The 24,384-nt window shown below is 38.4% G+C and carries 25 protein-coding genes; 4 read left to right on the forward strand and 21 right to left on the reverse strand.

From position 1 onward, the window contains the following. Positions 1-14 precede the first annotated feature (14 nt). Both corA and truA read right to left on the reverse strand, forming a co-directional pair. Positions 15-1,109, reverse strand: coding sequence for a magnesium/cobalt transporter CorA (gene corA, locus CWD91_RS12825; RefSeq protein WP_103441338.1), 1,095 nt, complete (start codon positions 1,107-1,109; stop codon positions 15-17). A gap of 136 nt (positions 1,110-1,245) precedes the next feature. Then, entirely contained in the window at positions 1,246-2,031 is a 786-nt protein-coding gene (gene truA, locus CWD91_RS12830; RefSeq protein WP_103441339.1) for a tRNA pseudouridine(38-40) synthase TruA, read from the reverse strand. Positions 2,032-2,149: 118 nt separating this feature from the next. Between truA and CWD91_RS12835 the strand changes: the two genes are divergently transcribed. Both CWD91_RS12835 and CWD91_RS12840 read left to right on the forward strand, forming a co-directional pair. Next, positions 2,150-2,587, forward strand: coding sequence for a hypothetical protein (locus CWD91_RS12835; RefSeq protein ID WP_103441340.1), 438 nt, complete (start codon positions 2,150-2,152; stop codon positions 2,585-2,587). 262 nt (positions 2,588-2,849) lie between these two features. Further along, positions 2,850-3,332 carry a hypothetical protein gene (locus tag CWD91_RS12840; protein ID WP_157943778.1) on the forward strand — a complete coding sequence of 161 codons (483 nt, stop codon included), beginning with the start codon at positions 2,850-2,852 and terminating at the stop codon, positions 3,330-3,332. 11 nt (positions 3,333-3,343) lie between these two features. On the opposite strand, the gene CWD91_RS12845 is transcribed toward CWD91_RS12840, so the two are convergent. Further along, positions 3,344-4,813: a magnesium chelatase gene (locus CWD91_RS12845; RefSeq protein WP_103441342.1), complete on the reverse strand. Its 1,470-nt coding sequence runs from the start codon at positions 4,811-4,813 to the stop codon at positions 3,344-3,346. Positions 4,814-4,900: 87 nt separating this feature from the next. Next, positions 4,901-6,043, reverse strand: coding sequence for a vWA domain-containing protein (locus tag CWD91_RS12850; RefSeq protein WP_103441343.1), 1,143 nt, complete (start codon positions 6,041-6,043; stop codon positions 4,901-4,903). A 77-nt stretch (positions 6,044-6,120) separates the two neighbouring features. Between CWD91_RS12850 and CWD91_RS12855 the strand changes: the two genes are divergently transcribed. Then, positions 6,121-6,936, forward strand: coding sequence for a DUF1853 family protein (locus tag CWD91_RS12855; RefSeq protein ID WP_157943779.1), 816 nt, complete (start codon positions 6,121-6,123; stop codon positions 6,934-6,936). A gap of 128 nt (positions 6,937-7,064) precedes the next feature. Beyond that, positions 7,065-7,454, forward strand: coding sequence for a hypothetical protein (locus tag CWD91_RS12860; protein WP_103441345.1), 390 nt, complete (start codon positions 7,065-7,067; stop codon positions 7,452-7,454). A 92-nt stretch (positions 7,455-7,546) separates the two neighbouring features. Here CWD91_RS12860 and CWD91_RS12865 read toward each other — a convergent pair whose 3' ends face one another. From CWD91_RS12865 to lpxA, 17 genes are all read right to left on the reverse strand, one after another. Next, positions 7,547-8,959, reverse strand: a complete 1,413-nt coding sequence (locus CWD91_RS12865; RefSeq protein ID WP_103441346.1) for a Gfo/Idh/MocA family protein — start codon at positions 8,957-8,959, stop codon at positions 7,547-7,549. A gap of 119 nt (positions 8,960-9,078) precedes the next feature. Further along, positions 9,079-9,705 carry a bifunctional phosphoribosyl-AMP cyclohydrolase/phosphoribosyl-ATP diphosphatase HisIE gene (hisIE, locus tag CWD91_RS12870; RefSeq protein ID WP_103441451.1) on the reverse strand — a complete coding sequence of 209 codons (627 nt, stop codon included), beginning with the start codon at positions 9,703-9,705 and terminating at the stop codon, positions 9,079-9,081. Between the two features lie 81 nt (positions 9,706-9,786). After that, positions 9,787-10,542 carry an imidazole glycerol phosphate synthase subunit HisF gene (hisF, locus tag CWD91_RS12875; RefSeq protein ID WP_103441347.1) on the reverse strand — a complete coding sequence of 252 codons (756 nt, stop codon included), beginning with the start codon at positions 10,540-10,542 and terminating at the stop codon, positions 9,787-9,789. A 94-nt stretch (positions 10,543-10,636) separates the two neighbouring features. Next, complete coding sequence (gene hisA / locus CWD91_RS12880; protein ID WP_103441348.1) at positions 10,637-11,365, reverse strand: 1-(5-phosphoribosyl)-5-[(5-phosphoribosylamino)methylideneamino]imidazole-4-carboxamide isomerase; 729 nt, start codon at positions 11,363-11,365, stop codon at positions 10,637-10,639. A 12-nt stretch (positions 11,366-11,377) separates the two neighbouring features. Further along, a complete protein-coding gene (gene hisH / locus CWD91_RS12885; protein ID WP_103441349.1) occupies positions 11,378-11,968 on the reverse strand; it encodes an imidazole glycerol phosphate synthase subunit HisH in 591 nt (196 codons plus the stop codon). A gap of 34 nt (positions 11,969-12,002) precedes the next feature. Beyond that, positions 12,003-13,181: a bifunctional histidinol-phosphatase/imidazoleglycerol-phosphate dehydratase HisB gene (gene hisB, locus CWD91_RS12890; RefSeq protein WP_103441350.1), complete on the reverse strand. Its 1,179-nt coding sequence runs from the start codon at positions 13,179-13,181 to the stop codon at positions 12,003-12,005. 4 nt (positions 13,182-13,185) lie between these two features. After that, complete coding sequence (gene hisC, locus CWD91_RS12895) at positions 13,186-14,244, reverse strand: histidinol-phosphate transaminase (RefSeq protein ID WP_103441351.1); 1,059 nt, start codon at positions 14,242-14,244, stop codon at positions 13,186-13,188. Positions 14,245-14,312: 68 nt separating this feature from the next. After that, the gene (hisD, locus tag CWD91_RS12900; RefSeq protein WP_103441352.1) at positions 14,313-15,596 is read right to left on the reverse strand and encodes a histidinol dehydrogenase; all 1,284 of its coding nucleotides are present in this window, start codon (positions 15,594-15,596) and stop codon (positions 14,313-14,315) included. A 2-nt stretch (positions 15,597-15,598) separates the two neighbouring features. Further along, positions 15,599-16,030, reverse strand: coding sequence for a GNAT family N-acetyltransferase (locus CWD91_RS12905; RefSeq protein ID WP_103441353.1), 432 nt, complete (start codon positions 16,028-16,030; stop codon positions 15,599-15,601). An 11-nt stretch (positions 16,031-16,041) separates the two neighbouring features. Continuing rightward, on the reverse strand, positions 16,042-16,899 hold the full coding sequence (hisG, locus tag CWD91_RS12910) for an ATP phosphoribosyltransferase (RefSeq protein WP_103441354.1): 858 nt from the start codon (positions 16,897-16,899) through the stop codon (positions 16,042-16,044). 242 nt (positions 16,900-17,141) lie between these two features. Then, the gene (locus CWD91_RS12915; protein WP_103441355.1) at positions 17,142-17,957 is read right to left on the reverse strand and encodes a prohibitin family protein; all 816 of its coding nucleotides are present in this window, start codon (positions 17,955-17,957) and stop codon (positions 17,142-17,144) included. 12 nt (positions 17,958-17,969) lie between these two features. Then, positions 17,970-20,006, reverse strand: coding sequence for a vWA domain-containing protein (locus tag CWD91_RS12920; RefSeq protein WP_239985766.1), 2,037 nt, complete (start codon positions 20,004-20,006; stop codon positions 17,970-17,972). Positions 20,007-20,152: 146 nt separating this feature from the next. Beyond that, the gene (fabG, locus tag CWD91_RS12925; protein ID WP_103441357.1) at positions 20,153-20,902 is read right to left on the reverse strand and encodes a 3-oxoacyl-[acyl-carrier-protein] reductase; all 750 of its coding nucleotides are present in this window, start codon (positions 20,900-20,902) and stop codon (positions 20,153-20,155) included. Positions 20,903-21,093: 191 nt separating this feature from the next. After that, complete coding sequence (gene sucD / locus CWD91_RS12930) at positions 21,094-21,966, reverse strand: succinate--CoA ligase subunit alpha (RefSeq protein WP_103441358.1); 873 nt, start codon at positions 21,964-21,966, stop codon at positions 21,094-21,096. A gap of 57 nt (positions 21,967-22,023) precedes the next feature. Beyond that, complete coding sequence (locus tag CWD91_RS12935; protein ID WP_103441359.1) at positions 22,024-22,971, reverse strand: UDP-3-O-(3-hydroxymyristoyl)glucosamine N-acyltransferase; 948 nt, start codon at positions 22,969-22,971, stop codon at positions 22,024-22,026. Positions 22,972-23,022: 51 nt separating this feature from the next. Next, positions 23,023-23,589, reverse strand: a complete 567-nt coding sequence (gene efp / locus CWD91_RS12940) for an elongation factor P (RefSeq protein ID WP_103441360.1) — start codon at positions 23,587-23,589, stop codon at positions 23,023-23,025. Between the two features lie 6 nt (positions 23,590-23,595). Next, positions 23,596-24,381: an acyl-ACP--UDP-N-acetylglucosamine O-acyltransferase gene (gene lpxA / locus CWD91_RS12945; protein WP_103441361.1), complete on the reverse strand. Its 786-nt coding sequence runs from the start codon at positions 24,379-24,381 to the stop codon at positions 23,596-23,598. Positions 24,382-24,384 lie beyond the last annotated feature (3 nt).

Genomic DNA, 24,384 nt, shown 5'->3' on the forward strand with positions numbered 1-24,384 from the left:
GATTTATCACAGAACTAGAGCCACCTCTTGTTTTTAAAGTAAAATAGCATACCAATAAAGATAACTATCATTAGACCCCACACGTAGAAATATCCATTGGAATATTTCAATTCGGGGATATTTTCGAAATTCATTCCGTATACGCCAACAATAAAGGTAAGAGGAATAAAGATAGATGCCATAATTGTAAGTACTTTCATCACCTCGTTCATTTTATTACTCATATTGCTCATATACATTTCCATTAGGCTCATGGACATTTCCCTGAATATATTGAGGCTTTCATTAATTTCCGTGCAATGATCCATAGTATCCCTGAGAAATATTTTGGTGTCATTGGTAATTAATACATGTTCCGAATCAATTAGTTTATTGATAAGCTCTTTTACGGGATAAATATAACGTCTAATTCTAAGTATTTCCTTCTTCAAGTCCTGAATGGCATGGGCAGTTTCAGGACTTGGATTATCGTATATCTCCTCCTCCAGGTAGTCTATTTTTTGGTTCACATTTTCCAATACTACAAAGTAATTGTCTATTATGGCATCCAGAAGTGCAAAAAATAGGTAGTCGGCGTTTTTGGTTCTAATTCTCCCGGTTTTCTGCCTTGCCCTTTCTCGAACACTATTAAAAACGTCTTCTTGCATCTCCTGAAATACTAGAACTGTATTTTCCATTAAAACCATGGCCAAATGTTCTGTCACCAATTCACTGTTATCATCCATGTAAAGCATTTTGAATGAACCAAAAATATAATTGTCGTATTCATCTATTTTTGGCCGTTGATGGGTATTAACCACGTCTTCTGTGGTTAACGGATTAAGTAAAAGTGAATTTCCCAAGTTTTCAATGAATTTCTCATCACTTATTCCAATAACATTGATCCAAGAAGTGGAAAGTGATACTTTGTGTTCTATAATTTTATTGAAGTTGGATGGCTCGTAAACATCAACGGTAGATTCCTTAATGTCCTGCCTATTGTATTCCATTATGTTTACAATACTCTTTATACCCCCCCTATTGCCCAAATAGGTGACTGTTCCGGGAGACTTACCAGTCTTAATATGTCTAATGGATTGCCGTTTATGTGTTGGTTTCTTTTTGGCCATAGGTTGGAATCTTATTTTAATATACTAATTGCAATTTATTCTTAGTACTAATTTATGAAATCCAGCCCTCGAAATACGGACTTGTCATCATTTTAAGGAATAATTTGACAATTCCTGGCTGATTTTTTCGGATAATCTATTTAAATTTTAGGTCGTTCAGTAATAAACCTGAGCCAGGGGCAACAAAGGTAAGGACAGTTGTGTTTTCCTTTTTTAAAGACTCTTTAAGGTCCATGGCCGTAAGTTCGCCCTTTCCTACTTGGATCAAAGCGCCCATGATCATCCTAATCTGATATCTCATAAAGCCGGCCCCGGTAATATGTAGGGCATAACTGATTTCCGGGAAAAAATTGGCCTCCAAAATATTGTTTCTTTTAATCTCACAAGACTCTATGGTTCTAAGCACTTTCGTATTGGGCTGGAGTCGGGCCGTATAGGATGAAAAATCATGGGTCCCAACAAATAGTCGTGCACAGTCCGTCATTAGTTCCACATTGAGCTCATCAATTATATTTGCCAAAAAGGGAGCACAAAAGGGATGATTTTTTTGTCCAAAAGAAAAAAGATAGACGTATTCCTTGAACTTACTTTCTTTGATGATATTGAAGTTTTCATTTACTTGGTCTATACTGATGACACGAATATCCGGTGGCAGGTTTGCATTAAATTCATGCATAAAATCTTTAAGGTCATTCAGAGGTTCCTTATCCAAAAATAATTCGAAGGCTGTGTTTAGGGCAGATACTTTGGCATCTGTCCTACCAGCTCCCAGAATTTTATATTTAGCATTGGGCAAAACAAATTTTAAAGTCTTTACCAGCATACCTTCAACAGTTTTTTGATTAGGTTGTTTTTGCCAGCCACTATAACGGAAACCCAAAAATTGAACATGAATTAAATAGTAAAAACGAGGTGTTTGCATTGGGTTTTAATTATTAAGAAATCAAAATGATATAATGCGCTAAAAATGAACATTCAGTCAATTTGGATTTATTTTTTTGTAATTTGTTGGTAACAATAATAACCTAAACCAACATAAAATGAATGATAAATCTACAGTAAAACCACCAATGTGGTTTTGGATAGTTTGCGCAATTGCCCTTTTATGGAATTTAATTGGGGTTTTTGCCTACCTCTCAGAGGCTTTTATGAATGATGAAGTTTATGCTTCATTGCCCGAAGCTCAACAAGGGTTGTATGAGGCACGACCTATTTGGGTAACTGCCGCCTTTGCTATTGCCGTATGGAGTGGCCTACTTGGTTGTATTGCTTTATTGTTGAAAAAAAAATGGGCCAAGACTGTATTTATACTGTCCCTATTCGGTATTGTACTACAACAACTATATCATTTTTTTCTCAGCAATACTTTTGAAGTGATGGGTGCAACAGCCATGTTATTACCAATATTGATCATTGTTTTCGGAGTGGCTCTGGTCTTTTTCACCAATTTGGCGACCAAAAGGAATTGGTTATCCTGATTTTTTTATTTTAAGTAATATTTTGATTTTTGGTGTGTACTAATAGTTGGCGCATTATACCCAGTCGGGTCCGATGTTTGATTGGGGCAATTGACTATTTATAAAACAAAATGGCACTTATTTCATCGAAGCTTTTTAGCACTTCCTCCCAGCCCAATTTGTTCCATCCAAAATTATTATCTATTCAACGATATTTTTTATAGGATGTTAGAATTTTATTGTAATTATGTTGAATATTGTCCTAAATCTTTAATTGTTAATTATGGAAAATTCTGCTAATCGAACGATTCCCCAAATTAATATTCTCTTTACTATAGTTACATTGGTATCCCTAATATTTCTCAGCTTCTATAGCATGTACGGCAATACATTAATGTTTAATAGAATGGAGAATTATATTTTCCCCTGTTTAACCATTATCCACTTTCTATATATCTATGTCCTATGGTTCAAGATTACGGAAAGGGAATATCCGGATATGATTATGAAAAATATAGAATATCTCATGTATGGTATTTTGTTTGTCTATTGCTATGAAATTTCCGAATCTTATTTAATTCTTGGATCCCAAAATGAATTCCAAGACCATGTTATTCCAAGTTCCTTTATGACTATGGGTATTTTAATCATTTCTTTACAATCATTCTTGGTTTTGCTAACCATTTGGTCCTTTGTTATAAGAAAGCAAAGGGTGGGTAAATATGATTTTGATTACTTGAATAATCATTTAGATGCATGGGAATAGAATGTTGAATTTTATAACCCTCTTATAAAACTCCCGTAAACATCTTTTATTTGATACCCTGCAGTATAACGTTGCTTGCTCAATTTTTTGTGGGCTACCATTCCCCACAACAGTAATTCTTTTAAGAAATAAGAGTCTTTCTTTTTAAATTCGGGCTGATGTTCTTTAATGAGTTGTTGTAGCGGAGCTATGCTATCCAGTTTTTCCATATATTCTTTGTCGGAGGCATCGTCCAGCAAATCGAATCCTTCCCCATCAAAAAACCAACTTACCAACTCATCATAGGGACCTACGGCATCCTTGCGTTCCAACTTATCTATCTTAGGGAAATAGTTGATAAAGAGCGATTTAACGGCATCTTCTATCAGTATTTCTGCAACACTACCAGAACCTTCCTGTTCGCCTTCATAAACCAGTTCTATTTTGCCGATTATAGAAGGAATTACCCCCATAAAGTCACTTAGTCTAACCATGGTCGATTTTTGACCGTTCTTCAACACCCTCCGTTCGGCCGTACTCATTAGGTTTTCATAGGAAGTGATGCTCATCCTGGCACTTATACCACTTTTGGAGTCTACATATTCACTTTCCCTGGCTTCCCTGCTTATTTGTTCCAATAGATCTTTAGCCAGATCTGGGACATAAACGACCTCGCTTTGTCGTTGATCTAATTTAGATTCCTGTTCTGTAATTTTGCGTGCGGTTTCTATGTCCTCCGGATAGTGGGTTAAAATTTGGGACCCGATCCTATCTTTTAATGGGGTTACTATACTGCCCCTATTGGTATAGTCCTCAGGGTTAGCGGTAAACACAAACTGTAGGTCCAAAGGTAACCTGAGTTTAAACCCCCTTATTTGTATGTCTCCTTCCTGTAAAATATTAAAAAGGGAAACCTGTATTCTAGCTTGTAAATCAGGCAATTCATTGATTACAAAAATACAACGATTGGCCCTAGGTATCATTCCAAAATGGATAACCCTGTCATCTGCATAGGACAATTTAAGGTTAGCGGCCTTTATGGGATCTACGTCACCTATTAAATCGGCCACCGTAACGTCTGGTGTAGCCAGTTTTTCATAGAACCTTTCACTCCTATGTAACCAGGAAATGGGAGTTAGGTCTCCGTGCTCTTTAATGGTTTCTACGGCAAACCTAGAAATGGGACTTAGAGGGTCGTCATTTATTTCCGAACCGGAAATAATGGGAATATATTCATCCAGCAAATTTACCATAAGCCTGGCCAGCCGGGTTTTGGCCTGTCCCCTTAGTCCCAACAGGTTAATATTGTGCCTGGACAAAATGGCTCTTTCCAGCTCAGGGATCACAGAATTTTCATAGCCCCATACACCTGGAAAGGTAATTTCATCCGATTTTATTTTCTCTATAAGATTTGCCCTTAATTCATCCTTTATCTTTTTGGTTTTATATCCTGCTTTTTTAAGTTCCCCTAGATTTGTAATTTCCTTGTAATTCAATTTCATCTGTGATATTTATATTGGTTAACCGACCAATTTTGGCCAGTGGGCACGGTTCCTAAACAGTTTTTACAAAATTTCGATTTTCGCTGCTTATCCCTTTAATCTTTTTCTTCTGTTTTGTTCATAGTCCTCAAAAATCATTTCTCCCAGTCCATTTAGACCCGTAAAAAATGCCTTCCCTTTATTTGCCTCCGTAAAATGTCGTACGAATTGGGTTAAATATGGATCTTTGGCAATCATAAAGGTGGTTATAGGAATATGTAGTTTCCTGGCCTGCCTGGCCATGTTATAACATTTTTCAACAATATAATCATCCAGGCCAACGCTATTTTTGTAGTAGGTGCCATCAGGCAATCTAATACAACTGGGCTTACCATCGGTTATCATAAAAATCTGCTTATTCGTATTTCGTTTTCTGCGGAGCATATCCATTGCCAATTGAAGTCCAGCTACAGTATTGGTATGGTAGGGCCCCACTTTTAAATAAGGGAGGTCTTTAATTGGAATTGGCCAGGCATCGTTGCCAAAGACCAAAATTTCCAAAGTGTCCTTTGGATAACGCGTTGTAATAAGCTCTGCCAAAGCCATAGCGACCTTCTTAGCCGGCGTAATACGATCTTCGCCATAGAGGATCATACTATGACTTATATCTATCATTAGTACGGTGCTCATCTGAGCTTTGAATTGGGTATCCTCAACCACTAAATCCTCTTCGCTTAAATTAAAATTCCCGATGCCGTGATTTATTTGGGCATTCTTTAAACTTTCTGTCATGGATATCCTTTCCAGACTGTCGCCAAATCGATATTCCCTAAATTCTCCGGTATGTTCATCTCCCCTACCCGATAGACCGGTTTTATGATTGCCAGAACCACTGCGTTTAATTTTGCCGAAAATTTGGTTCAGGGCGGCCTGTCTTATAATCCGTTCCATTTTAGCGGTGATGGACAAATCCGCTTTTTGGTCCCCAGTGCCGGAGCCATCCGTATCTTTAGGCTCTTCCTTAAGAAATCCTTTTGCTTTGAGGTCCTCTATAAAATCATCAATGGTATAATTCTCATCTGTAAGTTCATACTCCTTGTCCAATTCCCTTAGCCATTCCAAGGCCTCATCCACATCGCCTGAAGTATGTGTAATTAGTTCTTTGAAAATATCAAAAAGTTTTTCGAAAGGAGTTTGCTCAGGGGCTTTATAATTGGAAAATCGAAACCCTTTTCTTTTATCTATAGCCATACTATAAAATTAATTAATTTGGTCTAGAACATTTCCTTTTTAATGAAAACTTAACGGTTTACGTATATTAGTATCGTTTGAATCATAAAAACCTTTCATATTATCGATCATTTTTTGAAACGCCTCCTCTCTGGGAAGGCGAAATGTCCGGTTTAATGCAATTTGTGTTTCCGAAAATAGATTTTGAAAATTTGGAAACTGAGGTGATTCCCTCCAATTTGAGGCTAGGTCATAAAATAGAACACATTTTTTTGCAACTGATCAAGCATTCAAAAGTCTATAAGGTTATTGCTCACAATATTCCAATACGAAAGAATAAAGTGAGTTTGGGTGAGATAGATTTTTTGTTGCAACGTGTTGATAATAAGATGTATGTGCATGTAGAACTAACGTATAAGTTTTATGTGATACTCCAAGATTCATCTATTATTGAACACCAATTGATAGGCCCCAATCAACGGGATTCTTTTTTTGCCAAGAAAGAAAAGATTATAAACCACCAAATTCCACTGTTGGATACCCCAGAAGCCATTTCCGTGTTGAAAGCCTTAAATATGGACCCCTATGAAATACAGCATCAGACATGCTTTAAATCCCAATTGTTTGTCCCGTATAAACTGGGCGAAATAAATCTGTCCCCATTCAATTCGGAATGTATTGTAGGTAAGTGGATCTCCTTTCAAAAATTTAGGTCCAGTAATTTTCTAAATTTCAAATACTATTTACCAACCAAGTCAGAATGGCTTATAGCACCCTATCATGATGTTGTTTGGCAAACATTTACTGAAGTTCTAGGTCTAATTATAAATAAATTGGAAGACGGGAGATCCCCAATGATGTGGATCAAAACTGGAGATTCAAAAATTGAAAAACTGTTTGTAGTGTGGTGGTAATCCCATTATAATTAGATCGATAGGATCGCCGCTGGGGTACTGTGCAAAAATCATAGGATTAAGAACGACCGGCAATATTGTGACAACAAGTTCGTTTTCTTAAGATAAAACTTGAAATCCCCGGTCTTATGAAAAACGTTTTCCTATTATTCTTTTCTTTGTCTATTTTTTCCTTTGCTTCGGCCAAGGACGATTGCGAAATAATCTATTCTACTGCCTCATATGCCTTAAATCATGCGAAAAAAGCATTAATGGCCAACAATTATGAGCATCAGAAGTATTATTCTGAAAAGGCCTTGGATTCTTATGATAAGCTTATAAATTTATTGGAAGGCAGTCAATGTGAAGGCCTGATGGAAAGTGTTCAGGACATTATTGCCAACGCTGAAAAAGCTGCGGATCCTGCGGATTGGGATAGAGGGCGATATTACAGCAAAAAGGTGTTCAATGGCACTCAAGAACTAATAACCCAATTGGACAGTCGGACAGAGGTAGCAGGCCTAGAAATTACGCCATAGTTTTTTAAAAATCATTTTCCTCCTATCTAATCAAATAAAAAGCCATTGAATTTAAACAATGGCTTTTTATTTGATTTTAAGTTATAAGGTCATTAGCTGACAATTCCTAGAGGTTCCGTTGTTTTCCAATTACCTCTGGTAAAATCGGGAAATGCTTGCGGTGCTCCGTTTTGGGCCACAGAAACTTCACTTAAAGTTCCAACAGCACTCCAATAACAACCTTCGTAAACATTTTGATCTAAGGGTTCCCCTTTTCTTAAACACTCAATAATTCGGTACCTCATTATAAAGTCCATTCCGCCATGTCCACCCATTTTGGTGGCCAATTCACCCAAGCGGACATACAATGGATGTTCGTATTTTTCGAAGATCTTTTGTAATTGTTCACCTTCTGCATATTCATGATGGTTATTAGGACCTCCTTCAATACCACCTTCCAAGGCAACCCTTGTTGGGAAACCGGTCAAGGTTCCTTTTGTTCCTTGAATCAGATTATGTCTGGTGTATGGTCTGGGGCTGGTTTCGTCCCACTGTACCATAATAGTTCTTCCCAGGTTGGTCTTAACTATGGATGTATTTATATCGCCTCCTTTAAAGTCCAACTTGTTCCATTTGTGGTCCGGCGGAAAATTTTTGGCGGCATATAGATTACGTCCTTTGCCCGGGGAAGAAAATGAGTTTATAAACTTAAAATTATCCTCTCCCCTGGCCAAATTCATATATTGTGCAACCGGGCCCAATCCATGGGTTGGATAAAGATTTCCATCGCGATGGGCATAATGCGGGGTACGCCATGAACCCGTACCACGTTCCACTTCGTTCATCTGACCTCTTAGTTCGTGGATATAGGCAGCTTCTCCGTGGAGCAATTCACCAATAACACCCTGTCTGCACATATTCAAGTAAAGGAGTTCTTCCCTACCATAGTTGACGTTTTCCATCATCATACAGTGCTTTTGGGTCTTTTCGGAAGTGTCAACTATTGCCCACATTTCCTCCATGGTAAGTGCAAGCGGTACCTCTACAAATACGTGGGCACCACTTTTCATGGCCTCAATGGCCATGGGGGCGTGTAATTCCCAAGGGGTACAGACAAAAACCGCATCGGGTTTTTCCTTTTTCAGCATTTTTTTCCAATCGTCTTCACCATTGGTATACAACTTTATATTCTTGTGACGTGTTCCCGCACCGTTTTCAGTACAAACCTTTGCAGATTTTTCGGCCAAATCTTGGTACAAATCACTAATAGCTACGACCTCAGTGCCTTCAATGGCGGCTATTTGATGGGCATGTCCAGATCCACGGGCACCCACTCCTATAAACGCACACTTGACCGTATCCAATTTTGGAGCAGAAAAGCCACCCATATAAATAGCTCCTTGACTTGCTGCAGGTTCGTTATTTATATTGTTTCCCATTGTATTATGGGACCATGCCGGTGCCATTGCCAAACCCATTCCTGCAATGGATGTTTTTCTGATAAAATCTCTTCTATTTGATTTCATAGCCTATGCGATTATTAAGATTATTAATTAATTATTGGAATTTTTGAAGATAAGTCAATTTTTTTTACAAAAAAATACCAAGTTGTAAATTAAACAATTTTCATTTCAAATGAAAATATTCAGAAATTATGGCGCGACTGTAGCACTTTTACAATATCCCTAAGTTTAAACCCTTTTGCCTGTAACAGTATAAGATAATGGAACAATAGGTCTGCACTTTCATCTTTGAACAGATGATCGTTGTTATCCTTGGCCTCAATTACGACCTCCACTGCTTCTTCCCCGACTTTCTGGGCTACTTTATTAATACCGCTTTTAAATAGAGATGAAACATAACTGGGTTTAACACCTTCGGGTATCGGAATTATACCATTGGCCTGATCTTTTCTGTTTTGAATAATGTCTTCCAATTCTGAAATAAACCCGAATGTGGATTTGTTTTCTTCGCCCCAACAGGTATCCGTTCCCTTGTGACAAGTTGGTCCAACGGGATTTACCATGACCAATAGTGTGTCATTGTCACAGTCCAATTTAATATCCACTAGATTCAAAAAATTACCACTTTCCTCTCCTTTGGTCCATAGTCTGTTTTTAGTACGACTAAAGAAGGTTACTTTACCACTGTCCATAGTCTTTTTGTATGCCTCTTGGTTCATATATCCCAACATAAGTACATTTTTGGTATGTGCATCCTGTACTATTGCTGGTACCAAGCCGTCCTTGTTTTTGTTGAAGTCTATGTTCATGTTTTTGGATTCCATAATGTGATTTTAGGTTTGTAATAGGAAGTGTTTGGATTGATCCGCCCGTGCAGAGATCAAAATTGATTATAATCTCACTGGGATATTATTTCTTTTTAACTCTTCCTTTAAGTCTTTAATTTCTATTTCCTTAAAATGAAATACGCTTGCAGCAAGAGCTGCATCTGCCTTTCCTTCAACAAATGTATCCGTAAAATGTTGCATATTTCCTGCTCCACCCGATGCTATTATTGGAATGTTCAATTCTGTTGATAATTTGGCCAAAGCCTCATTGGCAAATCCGTCCTTGGTGCCATCATGGTTCATGGAAGTAAATAAAATTTCTCCAGCTCCTCGTTTTTCAACCTCCTTAGCCCAAGTGAAAAGATTTAATTCTGTGGGTACCTTCCCTCCTACCAAATGTACTATCCATTCCCCATCTATCTCTTTGGCATCTATGGCCACAACAATACATTGTGACCCAAATTTGGCTACCAGATCGTTGATCAATTGAGGGTTTTTGACGGCAGATGAATTTATGGATACTTTATCCGCACCGTTGTGCAATAATATATCTACGTCCTCCACAGAGGAAATACCACCACCTACAGTAAAGGGAATATTTACTTTTTCAGCAACACGCAAAACTAAATCAGCTAAGGTTCTTCTCCGTTCTTCCGTAGCGGAAATATCCAAGAAGACCAATTCGTCAGCGCCCGACTTGGCGTAGATTTCGGCAAGTTCCACTGGATCTCCTGCGTCCCGCAAATCCACAAAATTTATCCCTTTTACAGTTCTGCCATTTTTAATATCCAAACAAGGGATTATTCTTTTTGTTAACATTTGCTACTTTTATTTTTGGAAATCTCAACTGCACCTTACGGTCTTGAAAACTATAAATGGCGCTCCAATTATTCTACAACAAGCTATACTGGTATCAGATGTCGAGAATAAATTTTTCCAATTGTTTTAAACTAATTCTATTTTCATAAATGGCCTTCCCGATTATGGTTCCTTCACAACCCAATTCCGCCAATTTCGGAAGTTCTTCAAAAGTTGAAATACCTCCACTTGCAATTAATAAAATATGTGGGCCACAGGCCTCCAAAATTTTTCGGTACAATTCAAAAGAAGGGCCTTCCAGCATTCCATCTTTACTGATATCGGTACAAATAACCGCTCTAATACCTTCTTTTTGATAAGTTTGGATAAAGGGAATCAACTCCTCCTTGGATTCTTCCATCCAACCCGATACAGCTACCATCTCATCTTTGGCATCCGCTCCAAGGATTATCTTCTCAGGACTGTATTTGTTGATCCAGGAAATAAAAGTATCCCTGCCTTTAACGGCAATGCTTCCTCCAGTAATTTGATTGGCACCACTTTCAAAGGCAATCCTTAGATCATCGTCGGTCTTTAGGCCGCCACCAAAGTCAATTTTTAAGCTGGTATTGGAAGCTATTTTTTCCAACACCTTATGATTTACGATGTGTTTGGATTTGGCGCCGTCCAGATCTACCAAATGCAGGTGTTCAATACCATGGGCCTCAAACTCCTTGGCAACCTCCAAGGGATGCTCATTATAAATTTTCTTGGTGTTATAATCTCCCTTGGACAAGCGCACACATTTTCCTTCTATAATGTCTATTGCAGGAATTATTCTCATATCAATTTCGTATTAACTTGTGGCACTATCAATAAAATTTTTAAGAATCCTTTCCCCAACATCACTACTTTTTTCCGGGTGGAATTGAGTTCCATAAAAATTATTCTTTTTTAAAGCGGCACTATATGCCAATTCGTAATCAGCTTCTGCAATGGTTTCCTCGCAAATTGGTGCATAAAAACTATGGACTAGGTATATATGCTCCTTTTCTTTAACGTTCTTGAATAGATTGGATTTTAAATTGGTGATTTGATTCCACCCAATTTGCGGAACTTTAACCTTATTGGAGAATTTAACCACATCTACATTAAAAATACCTAGGCCTTGGGTATCCCCTTCTTCCGAAGTGTGACACATTAATTGCATTCCCAAGCAAATTCCCAACACTGGTTGTTTTAGTTTCGGAATAATCTGGTCCAATTTACTTTCACGCAATTTCTTCATGGCACTGCTCGCCTCCCCCACCCCGGGAAATATAACCTTATCAGCAGCCATAATCACATCGGCATCCCGGCTCAAAATGGCCTCATAACCTAAGCGCTGAAAGGCAAACTTAATACTTTGGATATTTCCGGCTCCGTAATCAATAATTACTATATTCATTTTTCTTTGTCCTTCGGACAGATTTTTTTTACCCCTATAATACCCCTTTGGTACTAGGAAGAACCATTTTTTCTACGTCACGTTTCACGGCTACCTTGATTGCCTTGGCAAAAGCTTTGAAAATGGCCTCTATTTTATGGTGTTCATTATTACCTTCAGCCTTAACATTTAGGTTGGCTTTGGCACCATCCGTAAACGATTTAAAGAAATGATAAAACATTTCCGTTGGCATTTTTCCTATCATTTCCCTTTTGAATTCTGTTTCCCAAACCAACCAGTTGCGTCCACCAAAATCAATGGCAACCTGAGCCAAACAGTCGTCCATGGGAAGACAGAAACCATATCTTTCAATTCCTAATTTATTGCCCAATGCTTTATGAAACACTTCGCCCAAAGCTATTGCCGTATCTTCAATGGTATGATGCTCATCCACTTCCAGATCTCCTTTAACCTTGATTTCAAGGTCCATTTGGCCATGACGGGCCAATTGATCCAACATATGATCAAAGAAGTCCAATCCGGTGCTGATATTGCTCTTTCCGGTACCGTCTAAATTAAGTTTTATGGAAATATCGGTTTCATTGGTTTTACGGGTTATTTCTGAAACCCTATCTTTCAGTTTTAAGAACTCGTATATTTTTTCCCAATCATTGCTCTCCAAGGCTATGTAATTATCCAATTCCTCTCGTTTAACGGATATTTCCCCTGTGCCTAAATTGGTATTGTCATTGATAAAGATTCCTTTGGCACCTAAATTTTTGGCCAATTCAACATCGGTCAATCGGTCGCCTATGACAAAGGAATTTTCCAAATCGTATTCTTCTGAAAAATAGGCGGTCAACAAACCTGTTCCGGGCTTACGTGTATTGGCATTTTCATGAGGGAATGTTCGATCAAGAAATACCTTATCAAAAACAACTCCTTCATTTTCGAACGATTTCAATATAAAATTATGTACCGGCCAAAAAGTATCTTCAGGAAAAATATTGGTACCCAAGCCATCCTGATTGGTAATCATTACCAATTCATAATCCAATTCCTTGGCTATTTTCCCCAAAAAGGTAAAGGCCTTGGGATAAAATACCATTTTTTCAAAAGCATCTATTTGCTCGTCTATGGTTTCTTTGATAATGGTACCATCCCTATCTATAAATAGCACTTTTTTACCATTTTTATTTACTTGGGCAGCATTAGTGTTCTTATCCGGACTCATAATATTATAAGGTTGTTATATTTTGCAATGCGCTTATTAATTTCTTGTTTTCCTCTTTGGTTCCCACGGTAAATCTCAGTGTATTTACACAAAGTGGCTGCGTGGTCCTGTTGCGAACTACGATACCCATTTTCAGGAGTTGATTGTATCTTTTTGTAGCATCATCCACTTTGGCGAGAATAAAATTTGCGTCTGTTGGATAAATTTTCTCTACAAATTCTATCTGGCGCAATACATTATAAAGGGCCTCCCTTTCCGTTAAAATATCAATTACCTCCAAATTAACCGCATTTACGTCCAAAACGCGCTCCAAAGCTCTTTGCTGTGTTAATTCATTTACATTATAGGGAGGTTTTATTTTATTTAATACAGCTATAATTTCCTCAGAGGCATAGCAGATCCCCAATCTTATACCTGCCATACCATAGGCTTTGGATAAGGTTTGGGTTACCACTAAATTGGGATAGTTCTGCAATTCCGAAATCCAGCTCACCTCACTTGAGAAGTCGATATAAGCCTCATCTACTACTACCAATCCATTAAAATTGTCCAACAACTCCCTAACGCTGCTACTGGAAAAGCTATTTCCGGTGGGATTGTTTGGGGAGCAGAGAAACAATAATTTACTCTTCCCATCCGCTACTTTCAACACTTCGGGTACATTGGGTTCAAATTCCTTTGTCAGTAATACCTCCCTATTCTCCACATTGTTTATTCCTGCAAGCACCTTATACATACCATATGTTGGTGGTAAGGAGATAATATTGTCCTCTTTGGGTTCACAAAAGGCACGGAAAATTAGATCCAACACCTCATCACTACCATTCCCTAAAAGAAGTTGCTGTGTGGAAACTCCCTTTTTTTCGGCCAAGACCTCCTTTAAACGTCTTTGATGTGGATCTGGATACCTATTGACACCAGATTCAAAGGGGTTTTCATTGGCATCTAAAAATACCATTTTGGAACCATCTGATACATATTCATCCCGTGCAGAGGAATAGGGACTTAATCCTTTTACGTTCTCCCGAACTATATTATTAATGTCGAATACTTTTGTTTTCATTCCATGTATGCTTTTCGGCAATTTATCAAAGTAGTATTGGGCTGAGAAAGTTCAATACTTGGTTTCTATTATTTTAAACTGTTCAATCTGAGTGTTACGGCATTTTTATGAGCCTGTAGCCCTTCCGCTTCAGCCATCAATTCTATGGTATGTCCAATTTCCTGAATCCCTTTTTCCGATATTTTTTGAAAAGTCATGCTTTTCATAAAACTATCCAGGTTTACGCCACTATACTGCTTGGCGTATCCATTGGTCGGTAGTGTATGATTGGTTCCAGAGGCATAATCCCCCGCACTTTCCGGAGTGTAATTCCCAATAAAAACAGAACCGGCATTATAGGCTTGTCTTAGGAAAAATTCCTCATCCTTAACGCAAAGGATGTAATGTTCCGGACCGTATTCATTAATTAGGTCCACCGCCGTCTGTTGACTTTCTACATAGATCAATTTACTATTGGAAATTGCCTTTTCGGCTATTTCTTTTCTTGGTAAATCCTTAATTTGCTCTGCTACCTCTGCTTCAACGGCATCTATAAGATTTTTGGAAGTGGATACCAAAATAACCTGACTGTCCACACCATGTTCTGCCTGGCTCAATAGATCGGAGGCTACAAATGACGCATTGGCGGTATCATCGGCCATCACCAAAAGTTCACTGGGGCCTGCAGGCATGTCAATGGCTACACCATATTTTGTGGCTATTTGTTTGGCAACGGTAACAAATTGATTTCCCGGCCCAAATATTTTATAGACGGGAGGAATGGTTTCCGTTCCAAAGGTCATACTGGCTATGGCCTGAATGCCTCCAACCTTAAATATTTTGGTAACTCCACATAGGTTGGCCGTATATAATATGGCGGGATGCACTTTCCCTTCCTTGTTGGGTGGGGTGCATAAGATAATTTCTTGGCAGCCGGCAATATTTGCAGGTACTGCCAGCATTAATATAGTTGAAAACAAAGGAGCCGTACCTCCAGGAATGTACAATCCTACTTTTTGGATTGGGCGCTTTTCCTGCCAGCATTGGACACCATTAGCAGTTTCTACAGAAACTTTATCCGTTTTTTGCGCCTTGTGAAATATCTCAATATTGTTTTTAGCTTGTAGAATGGCCGATTTTAAATCATTGGAAATCATTTTTTCAGACTCCTCTATTTCTAGGCGCGATACAAATGAGTCTGGTATAAGTACACCGTCATATTTCTTGGTATAGTTGCTTACCACGGAATCGCCACCAGTCTTAATTTCCATAAAAACGGCATTGACCATATCCTCTATATCGGCAATGGTTTGGGTTGGCCGTTTTAAAACTGCCTTCCAATCTGCTCTCTGTGGATCGTATATTTTATTCATTACTATAATACTTTTTGCATGTGGTAACCTATGGCCTTATAACCTAGGTTGTCCCAAAACTGTATTCCTTTTTCATTTTTTATATAGCAGTTAACCTCAGAAGCATCGCATCCTATCTCCACCGCATAATTAAATACCCATTCCATCATCAATTTCCCTACCCCTGAACTTCGATACTCCGGCAATACAAAAACATTGTCAGGTTCAATATGTTTGCCTACATATAATTTGTTTAGAACCCATACCCCACAAATGCCAATTAGCTCTTCTTTATCATAAACTCCCAGACATTGATATCCGTCCCTGAGCATATCCTGCAATCTTTTTTTTAGAATTTCGACAGGAAATTTATCGTTGTTGAGCATTTGCACCAAAGGTAAAATATCATTTATATTCTCCTTAGGAATGAACTCCATAAGATATGCGGTAGCCATAGGGACAAGTATTACAGCACCATTTTTTCAATGGGACAAACCAGTATTCCCTCCGCTCCTGCTTTTTTAAGCTCCTGGATAACTTCCCAGAACTTATCCTTATGGATTACCGTATGTACTGAACTCCACCCTTCCTCGGCCAAAGGTAGTACGGTTGGACTTCTCATACCTGGAAGCAGTTTAATAATTTCATCCAACTTATTGTTTGGGGCGTTCAAAAGAACATATTTGGATTGTCTGGCACGTAATACAGATTGAATTCTAAATCTTAATTTTTCCAATAAAACGGTTCCTTCCTCCGAAATTTGAGGAGAAACGGCAAGTACGGCCTCACTGGTCAACATTACTTCAACTTCCTTCAAATTGTTCTTGAACAAGGTACTTCCACTTGAAACAATATCACAGATGGCATCGGCCAAACCTATATTGGGTGCGATTTCTACGGAGCCACTAATAATATGAAGATCTGCCTTTACCCCTTTGCTATCCAGATAGTTTTTTACGGTATTGGGATAGGATGTGGCAATTCTTTTGCCTTCAAAATCTTTCACCGAATTGTACTTGGTCGATTTTGGGACAGCCAACGATACCTTGCATCTGGAAAATCCTAATTTTTCGGCAATTGAAATATCTTCACCTTTTTCTATTAGGACATTTTCACCAATAATGGCAATGTCTACTACACCATCCCTTAAATATTGTGGAATGTCTCCATTTCTTAGGTAGAAAACCTCCAAAGGAAAATTTCTGGAAGAGGCTTTAAGTTGGTCTTTTCCGTTATCGATAGAAATTCCACAATCTTTTAATATTTGAAGCGAGTCTTCATTTAGACGGCCACTTTTCTGGATAGCAATTCTAATTTTCTTCATTTTCTAGTTTTTTGTTTTTGGCCTGAACAAATCTAACAGGTTGTTAAATACAAAACCCGTTTGATTGCTCAAACGGGTTAGAATATAGTTTAGATACAACAATACATTCCTAGCTCGCTTGACTGCAAGTAAAGAAATGATGGTGATGTGTCCTGTTGTTTTTCATGATAAGACAAAATTAAAACTATTTTTCAACCTTGGAAAATTTATACGGAACAATTTATTTTAAAATTGTTAAATTATTATTGATTTCCTAAAATAATGGGCATACCTGAATCCCCACTACCTATTACAATAACTTTGGAATTTGGTGATTCCGACAATTTAATTGTGGCATCAATTCCCTTATCGCGTAATATCTTATCTGTCAAGGATGCACTTAGTATAGTATTGGCATCAGCCTTACCCTGAGCTTCAATAATAACTTTTTGAGCTTCTTTCTGTGCAGTAACCAATCTAAATTCATATTCAAGGGATTCCTGTTCCTGCTTAAGTTTACGCTCAATAGCCTCCTTTATAGTAGCAGGCAGGGTTACATCCCTTACCAATATTTCGTTGAGCTGAATATATTGTCCATCTACTATTTTTTGGGTTTCTTCAAAGATTTCTTGCTGTATGGCATCCCTCTTACTGGAATACAATTGTTCCGGGGTATATCTTCCTACTACACTTCGCGCTGCAGACCTAATGGTAGGCAATAATACACGTTGTATATATTCCGTACCTTTTTCTTGGTGCAATTTTCCTATAAATTCTCTTTTAGGTTCAAACCAGGCAGATGCTTCCAACTTAATTTCAAGACCGTTGGATGACAATACCTGCATTTTCTCTAAAACTTCCTGTTGCCTAACCTCATATATAAAAACCTTGTTCCAAGGTGCTACAATGTGGAATCCTTCACCTAATGGAGGTTCATCCGTTACCACACCACCTGAAAAAGTTTTGTATAACACGCCGGCTTCACCTGAGCCTATGGTTATAGCAGATTTTGAGATTAATATTACTAGTACTATGACAGCGAATATGGCTGGTAATGCAATTTTTGGTAATTTGTCCATTTATTATATTTATTAAGTTAATCCGTTATACTTTCTGATAAACCATTCCAACGACAGCGCCGCAATGATTAAACCCAAAAGAAATTTAAAATCGATCAAAGGTACGACAATTTGTTTGCTTTTTTGGGTAGGTACATAGTTGGGGTCAGCTTCCAAATCTTTTATCAGCGATTCCACTTGGCCGTGAAAATACAACTTTCCCTTAGAGCTGTTGGCCAGGCGTTGTAATTTTTGATAATCGCTGGATGAGAATTGTTTTTCCGCATCAAAATCCAAAATTGAAAAGCTGCCTGATCTACTCAAGTTTTCCTTAGCTACAGTGGCAGTGAAGGTATATTCCCCGGAAGATAAATTACTTAGGTCGGCCTCAAAATACCTCTCTTTTAGCAACATAGGCACCTCCATGGATTTACTATTGGTTTTATCGGCTACTTTTAAAATGATGGATGCATTGGAATCAAAGGAAAAGGTCTCATCAAAATAAGTTGCCCTTATTTTTGTTTCACTGCTGTTGTTGTAAATAGGGTCATAATCCAATACAAATCTGTTTTTACCCTTTGAGGTTGAAAGGTAAAGTATCAATTTGCCCAGGATAGCATCAAAATTCTTAAAATTTTGATCCTTTCTGTAGGTATGTAGTCTCCATTTCCATAGATTTTCTCCATTCAGAACCGCATGTTTTGACACATCTTCTTCCGCAATGGTCCATAAAGCTTGGTTCATCTCTACCCCTTTGACCCTCATTTTTAGTAAAGGCTCGCCAATGCCCAATACATCTACTGATCCTGCATTGGTCAAAAGTGGAGGAAAACCTTCAAAGGAGAAATCGGAAATGTCAAATTTGGAAAAGGCATTATTTAGGGTTGCAAATACCTCTTGTATTGGATACCCCGTTCCAATAACGTAATTTTTTTGAATGTTGTTTATAAAATTAAAATCGGTATATGTACCCAATATGGTAAATGAATTGGATTTTCGCAACTGAATTTGTTTGTAAATTCTATCAAAAGAAGCATCGGGTTGGTAGAGAATATAGACGTCCACTTCTTCCAATTTGTTTAAGTCGATGTTGGGCTTATAGAAGGATACCAACCTTTGTTCATTACTCTCAATAGCCTTTTTTAGAGCTCCAATATCCGGGTGGAGGATACTGGAAATAATGGCAACATTTGTTTTTTCATCCAGAACTTCAAGGGCCAATAACTTTTCATTGTTAACCTTGTTTTTTTCATTGGTAAGCGGAGCTATAATCACCTTAATATTTTTGATGCCTACCGAACCAGCCTCTAATTGTGTATTAATTATTTTACTGTTGGACTTGGCAGTAAGGGAAACCTTTTCTTTATAAGTCAATTTGCCATCAATAAGAATTTGCAATTCCGAGTCAATGTCCTTCTGACCTTCATAAGAGATAAAAACTTCAACGGGGAATCTATTTTTTAAAAAGGCGTATTTATTTGTATTTACCTGACGGATTAGAATATCATCATACTTGGTGGTATCTCCCAAAACAATCGGATAAATAGGAAATTTTTGTCTTTTGCCATAAAATTCATAATCCTCTCCGATCGTTTGATTGCCGTCGGAAAAAAGTACCACTGCCGTATTGGAACCTGTATATATTTCATTTAGACTGGACAAGGCCTTTGAAATGTTGGTGCTTTTTTCAGTGAGGCTGAGGCTATCGAAATCGGTTAGGTCCGCTCCAAAATTATAATTTACAATATTGAATTTTTCGGATAATGGGGAAGCTTTGTTTTTTAAGGAAGCGAGGTTGGAGATTACCTGGGATTTGTCCTCAGGAGTTATTGATGTTGAATTGTCTGTTAACAACACCAAATTTGCTTTTTCCAAGGAATATCGCTCGCTGGTAAATTTTGGGTTTATGAGGAGTAGCAAGGTGCCAAATAAGGCCAAAAAACGTAAAAAGGAAAGGACCACTTGAAGTTTTCCCTTCCTTTGGGTTTTATAATAATATTGAAACAGTACAAGTGCCAATGCCACAATGGCCGCAAGCAAAATAAAAAGTACTGTTTGTATCTGCATCATATAAAGTCTTTGGAACTCGTTGGCCGGTATAAGTTTTGGACCTATCCGAGTGTCTAAAATATTCAAGAAATGCAGTATGGAACATAGGCTTCCCCGCCTTTAAATATTTATTAGAACCCTTAGTACGGCCAACTAATCAACCAATCTTAGGTAAGCATTCCGCCATCCACATTTAAGACTTGACCAGTTATATAGGCTGAAAGGTCCGAAGCTAAAAACAAGCACGCATTGGCAACATCTTCGGGCTGACCACCTCTTTTTAAAGGAATGCCATCTCTCCACCCCTGTACCACTTTTGCATCCAACTTATCGGTCATTTCGGTTTCAATAAAACCAGGTGCAATTGCATTACATCTTATATTTCTTGAGCCTAGTTCCAAGGCTATGGATTTGGTGAACCCGATCATTCCGGCTTTGGAAGCTGCGTAATTTGCCTGTCCGGCATTACCCTTCACCCCTACTACGCTGCTCATGTTTATAATAGAACCTTTTCTTTGTTTTAACATGGTACGCTGAACGGCCTTGGTCATATTAAAGACCGATTTTAAATTGATCTCGATAACCGAATCGAAATCATCTTCTCCCATCCTCATCAATAGATTATCCTTGGTAATACCTGCATTGTTGATTAAAATATCTATTACCCCTCCAAAATCTTCCAATACTTGGGATACCAATTTCTCGGAACCCTCAAAACTGGCGGCGTTACTCTTATACGCTTTAGCCTTTACACCATAGGAGCTCAACTCTTTTTCCAGAGCTAAAGCTGGTGCTTCGCTGGAACTATACGTAAATGCAACATTTGCACCGTGTTTGGCAAAAACTTGGGCTATACCTGATCCAATTCCTCTACTTGCTCCAGTGATTATAGCGTTTTTTCCTTCTAGTAACTTCATCTGTCTTTAGTTTCTTAGTTGATAATCAAATATAGTTCATGTTTTATCTGTTTTAAAATTTTTACCCAAAATGCCGTGAAAAATTTTAAACCATTTAGTGCTTATAAGCAAAAAAAATCCCGTTTATCCTGAATAAATCCGAGTAGATCGGTAGTACAGTATAAACGGAATTCGGTATTGTATAATTGGGGTTATCCCAAAACTTGTTTTACTTTTAAACCAATTTCTGCGGGCGAATCAACAACGTGTATTCCACATTCCCTCATTATTCGTTTCTTGGCCTGGGCAGTATCATCACTACCTCCAACTATTGCACCTGCGTGTCCCATGGTTCTGCCAGCTGGTGCAGTTTCACCGGCAATAAAGCCAACAATGGGCTTCTTGCTTCCACTGGCTTTGTACCATTGTGCAGCATCGGCTTCCAATTGGCCCCCTATTTCCCCAATCATAACCACACAGTTCGTATCTGGGTCATTGATCAATAACTCCACGGCTTCTTTAGTGGTGGTTCCAATAATTGGATCTCCTCCTATTCCAATCGCAGTTGTAATTCCAAGGCCCTGACGTACTACCTGATCTGCTGCCTCATAGGTTAATGTTCCGGATTTGGAAACAATTCCTACATGTCCCTTTTTAAAGACAAAACCTGGCATAATACCTACTTTGGCTTCTCCAGGGGTAATTACTCCTGGACAGTTAGGTCCTACCAATCTGCAGTCCAAATGTTTTATGTAGTCAGAAACCTTCACCATGTCTGCAACAGGAATCCCTTCCGTAATCGTAATTATTACTTTTATGCCAGCGCTAGCAGCTTCCATAATTGCATCTGCGGCAAAAGCTGGAGGTACAAAAATGATGGTCGTGTCTGCCCCAACTTTTTGTACAGCTTCTTCAACCGTGTTGAACACAGGTCTTCCCAAATGCTCTTGTCCGCCTTTACCCGGAGTTACACCACCAACTACATTGGTACCGTATTCGATCATCTGTTCAGCATGAAATGTTCCTTCACTGCCTGTAAACCCTTGAACAATAATTTTGGAATCTTTATTTACTAAAACGCTCATTATATATTTGGTTTATTGAATTGTTGCAAAAATAAAGTTTTGAAAAGGAATTCTAAACTATTCTTCTGCATATTTATTTTCTAAACTTCTTAAAATAGAAGGGATTTGCTTAACATAGGCCAATTGTTTTAATTTTTCCCTAAATTCCTCTGCTGGGCTCCCAAAATAACTTTTTCCACCTTCCAGAGATTTTGAAACTCCCGATTGTGCACTGACTATTGCTTTTTTTCCAATGGTAGCGGCACTTGTTACGCCAACCTGCCCCCATAGGGTAACCTCATCCTCAATTATTACGCAACCTGCGATACCGGTTTGGGAAGCTATAAGGCATTTCTCGCCAATTACCGTATCGTGACCAACATGGACCTGGTTGTCCAACTTAGTGCCTTTTTTGATAAGCGTATCCCCAGTTACACCTCTGTCCAAAGTACAAAGGGCGCCTATGTCCACATTATCCTGAATTACGACCCTTCCGCCAGAAATCAATTTATCAAATCCTTCCGGTCTTTTTTTGTAATAAAAGGCGTCCGAGCCCAACACAGATCCAGCATGAATGGTAACATTGTTTCCAATAACACAATTGTCGTATATGGATACGTTGGAATGTATTAGGCAGTTATCCCCAATAACTACATTGTTTCCAATAAAACAATTGGGCTGAATAATGGTGTTTCTTCCAATTTTGGCCAGCGTGGAAATACTATTTTGAGACTTCAAGAATGGTTTAAAAAAGTGCGTCAATACATTGAAGTCCCTAAAAGGGTCGTCCGAAATCAACAATGCCTTACCCTCTGGGCAGTCTACCTTCTTGTTGATCAAAACTATTGATGCAGAACAGTTTAAGGCCTTTTCATAATATTTTGGATGATCAACAAAAACGATGTCACCCTTTTCCACGACGTGGATTTCATTCATGCCCAACACCGGGAAATCTTCATGCCCCACATATTCAGCGTTGATAATGGTAGCAATCTGGTTAAGTGTATAAGGAGATGGAAATTTCATAATTGTTTGGTTCTATGGTGTCAATTGGCAAAAAACCTGGTATCAACTAAACTATTCTTTAACACGCTCCATATAAGCGCCTTTTTCCGTGTCAATTTTAATTTTATCGCCCTCGTTAATAAAAAGAGGGACATTTACAGTGGCACCCGTTTCTACCTTTGCTGGTTTAGTTGCATTGGTTGCGGTATTTCCCTTAACTCCAGGTTCCGCATAGGTCACTTCCAAAATAACACTTGCAGGCATATCAACGGATAGCGGCATGCTGTCCTCTGTATTGAAAAGTATAGTAACCACTTCTCCTTCCTTTAATAAATTCGGCGCATCCAGGGAACTCTCTTGTAGCGTAATCTGGTTGTAGTCATCCGTATTCATAAAGTGGTAAGTTTCTCCTTCGGCATATAAAAATTGATAGGAGCGGGTTTCCACGCGTACGTCTTCAATTTTTGAACCACCTGAAAATGTATTGTCCAACACTTTTCCACTGCTCACACTCTTAAGTTTAGTCCTTACAAAAGCCGGACCTTTTCCCGGTTTCACATGAAGAAATTCTATTATTTTATAAATGTCGTTGTTGTACCTAATGCACAATCCTTTTCTAATATCTGATGTTGATGCCATATATATTTAATTTGTACTAAAGTAACCTTTCATGATCCCCCTTTGGGAATCTCTTATAAATTGTAATATTTCATCCCGTTCAGGAGTTGCCTCCATTTCTGCTTCAATAATTTGGACGGCTTGGGAATTGTTGTAATTCTTTTGATATAGTATTCGATATATGTTTTGTATTTCCCTGATTTTATCCGACTCAAATTGCCGTCTTCTTAATCCCACCGAATTGATTCCTACATAGGAAAGTGGCTCCCTTGCAGCCTTTACAAATGGGGGGACATCTTTCCTTACCAAAGAACCTCCTGTTACAAAGGCATGTCTCCCTATGGATACAAATTGATGTACAGCCACCAATCCCGCCAAGATTACATTGTCACCAATGGTTACATGACCAGCCAATGTGGAGTTGTTGGAGAAAATGCAATTGTTGCCTACTAGGCAATCATGTGCTATATGGCAGTAGGCCATTATTAGACAATTGTCGCCAATGACAGTTTTCATTCTGTCCGAAGTACCCTTGTGTATTGTGGCACATTCCCTAATGGTGGTATTGTTGCCGATAACGACTGTGGTTTCTTCCCCATCATACTTTAAATCTTGGGGAGGTGCGGAAATAACGGCGCCTGGAAAAATATTACAATTTTTTCCGATACGGGCACCTTCCATAATGGTAACATTGGATCCGATCCAGGTACCATCGCCAATTATTACGTTATTGTGAATTGTAGTAAATGGCTCTACTACAACATTCTTGGAAATTTTAGCTCCAGGGTGAATGTAAGCCAGTGGTTGATTCATCCT

Origin of the sequence: Arenibacter hampyeongensis, assembly GCF_002909255.1 — a bacterium.
Taxonomy (GTDB): domain Bacteria; phylum Bacteroidota; class Bacteroidia; order Flavobacteriales; family Flavobacteriaceae; genus Arenibacter; species Arenibacter hampyeongensis.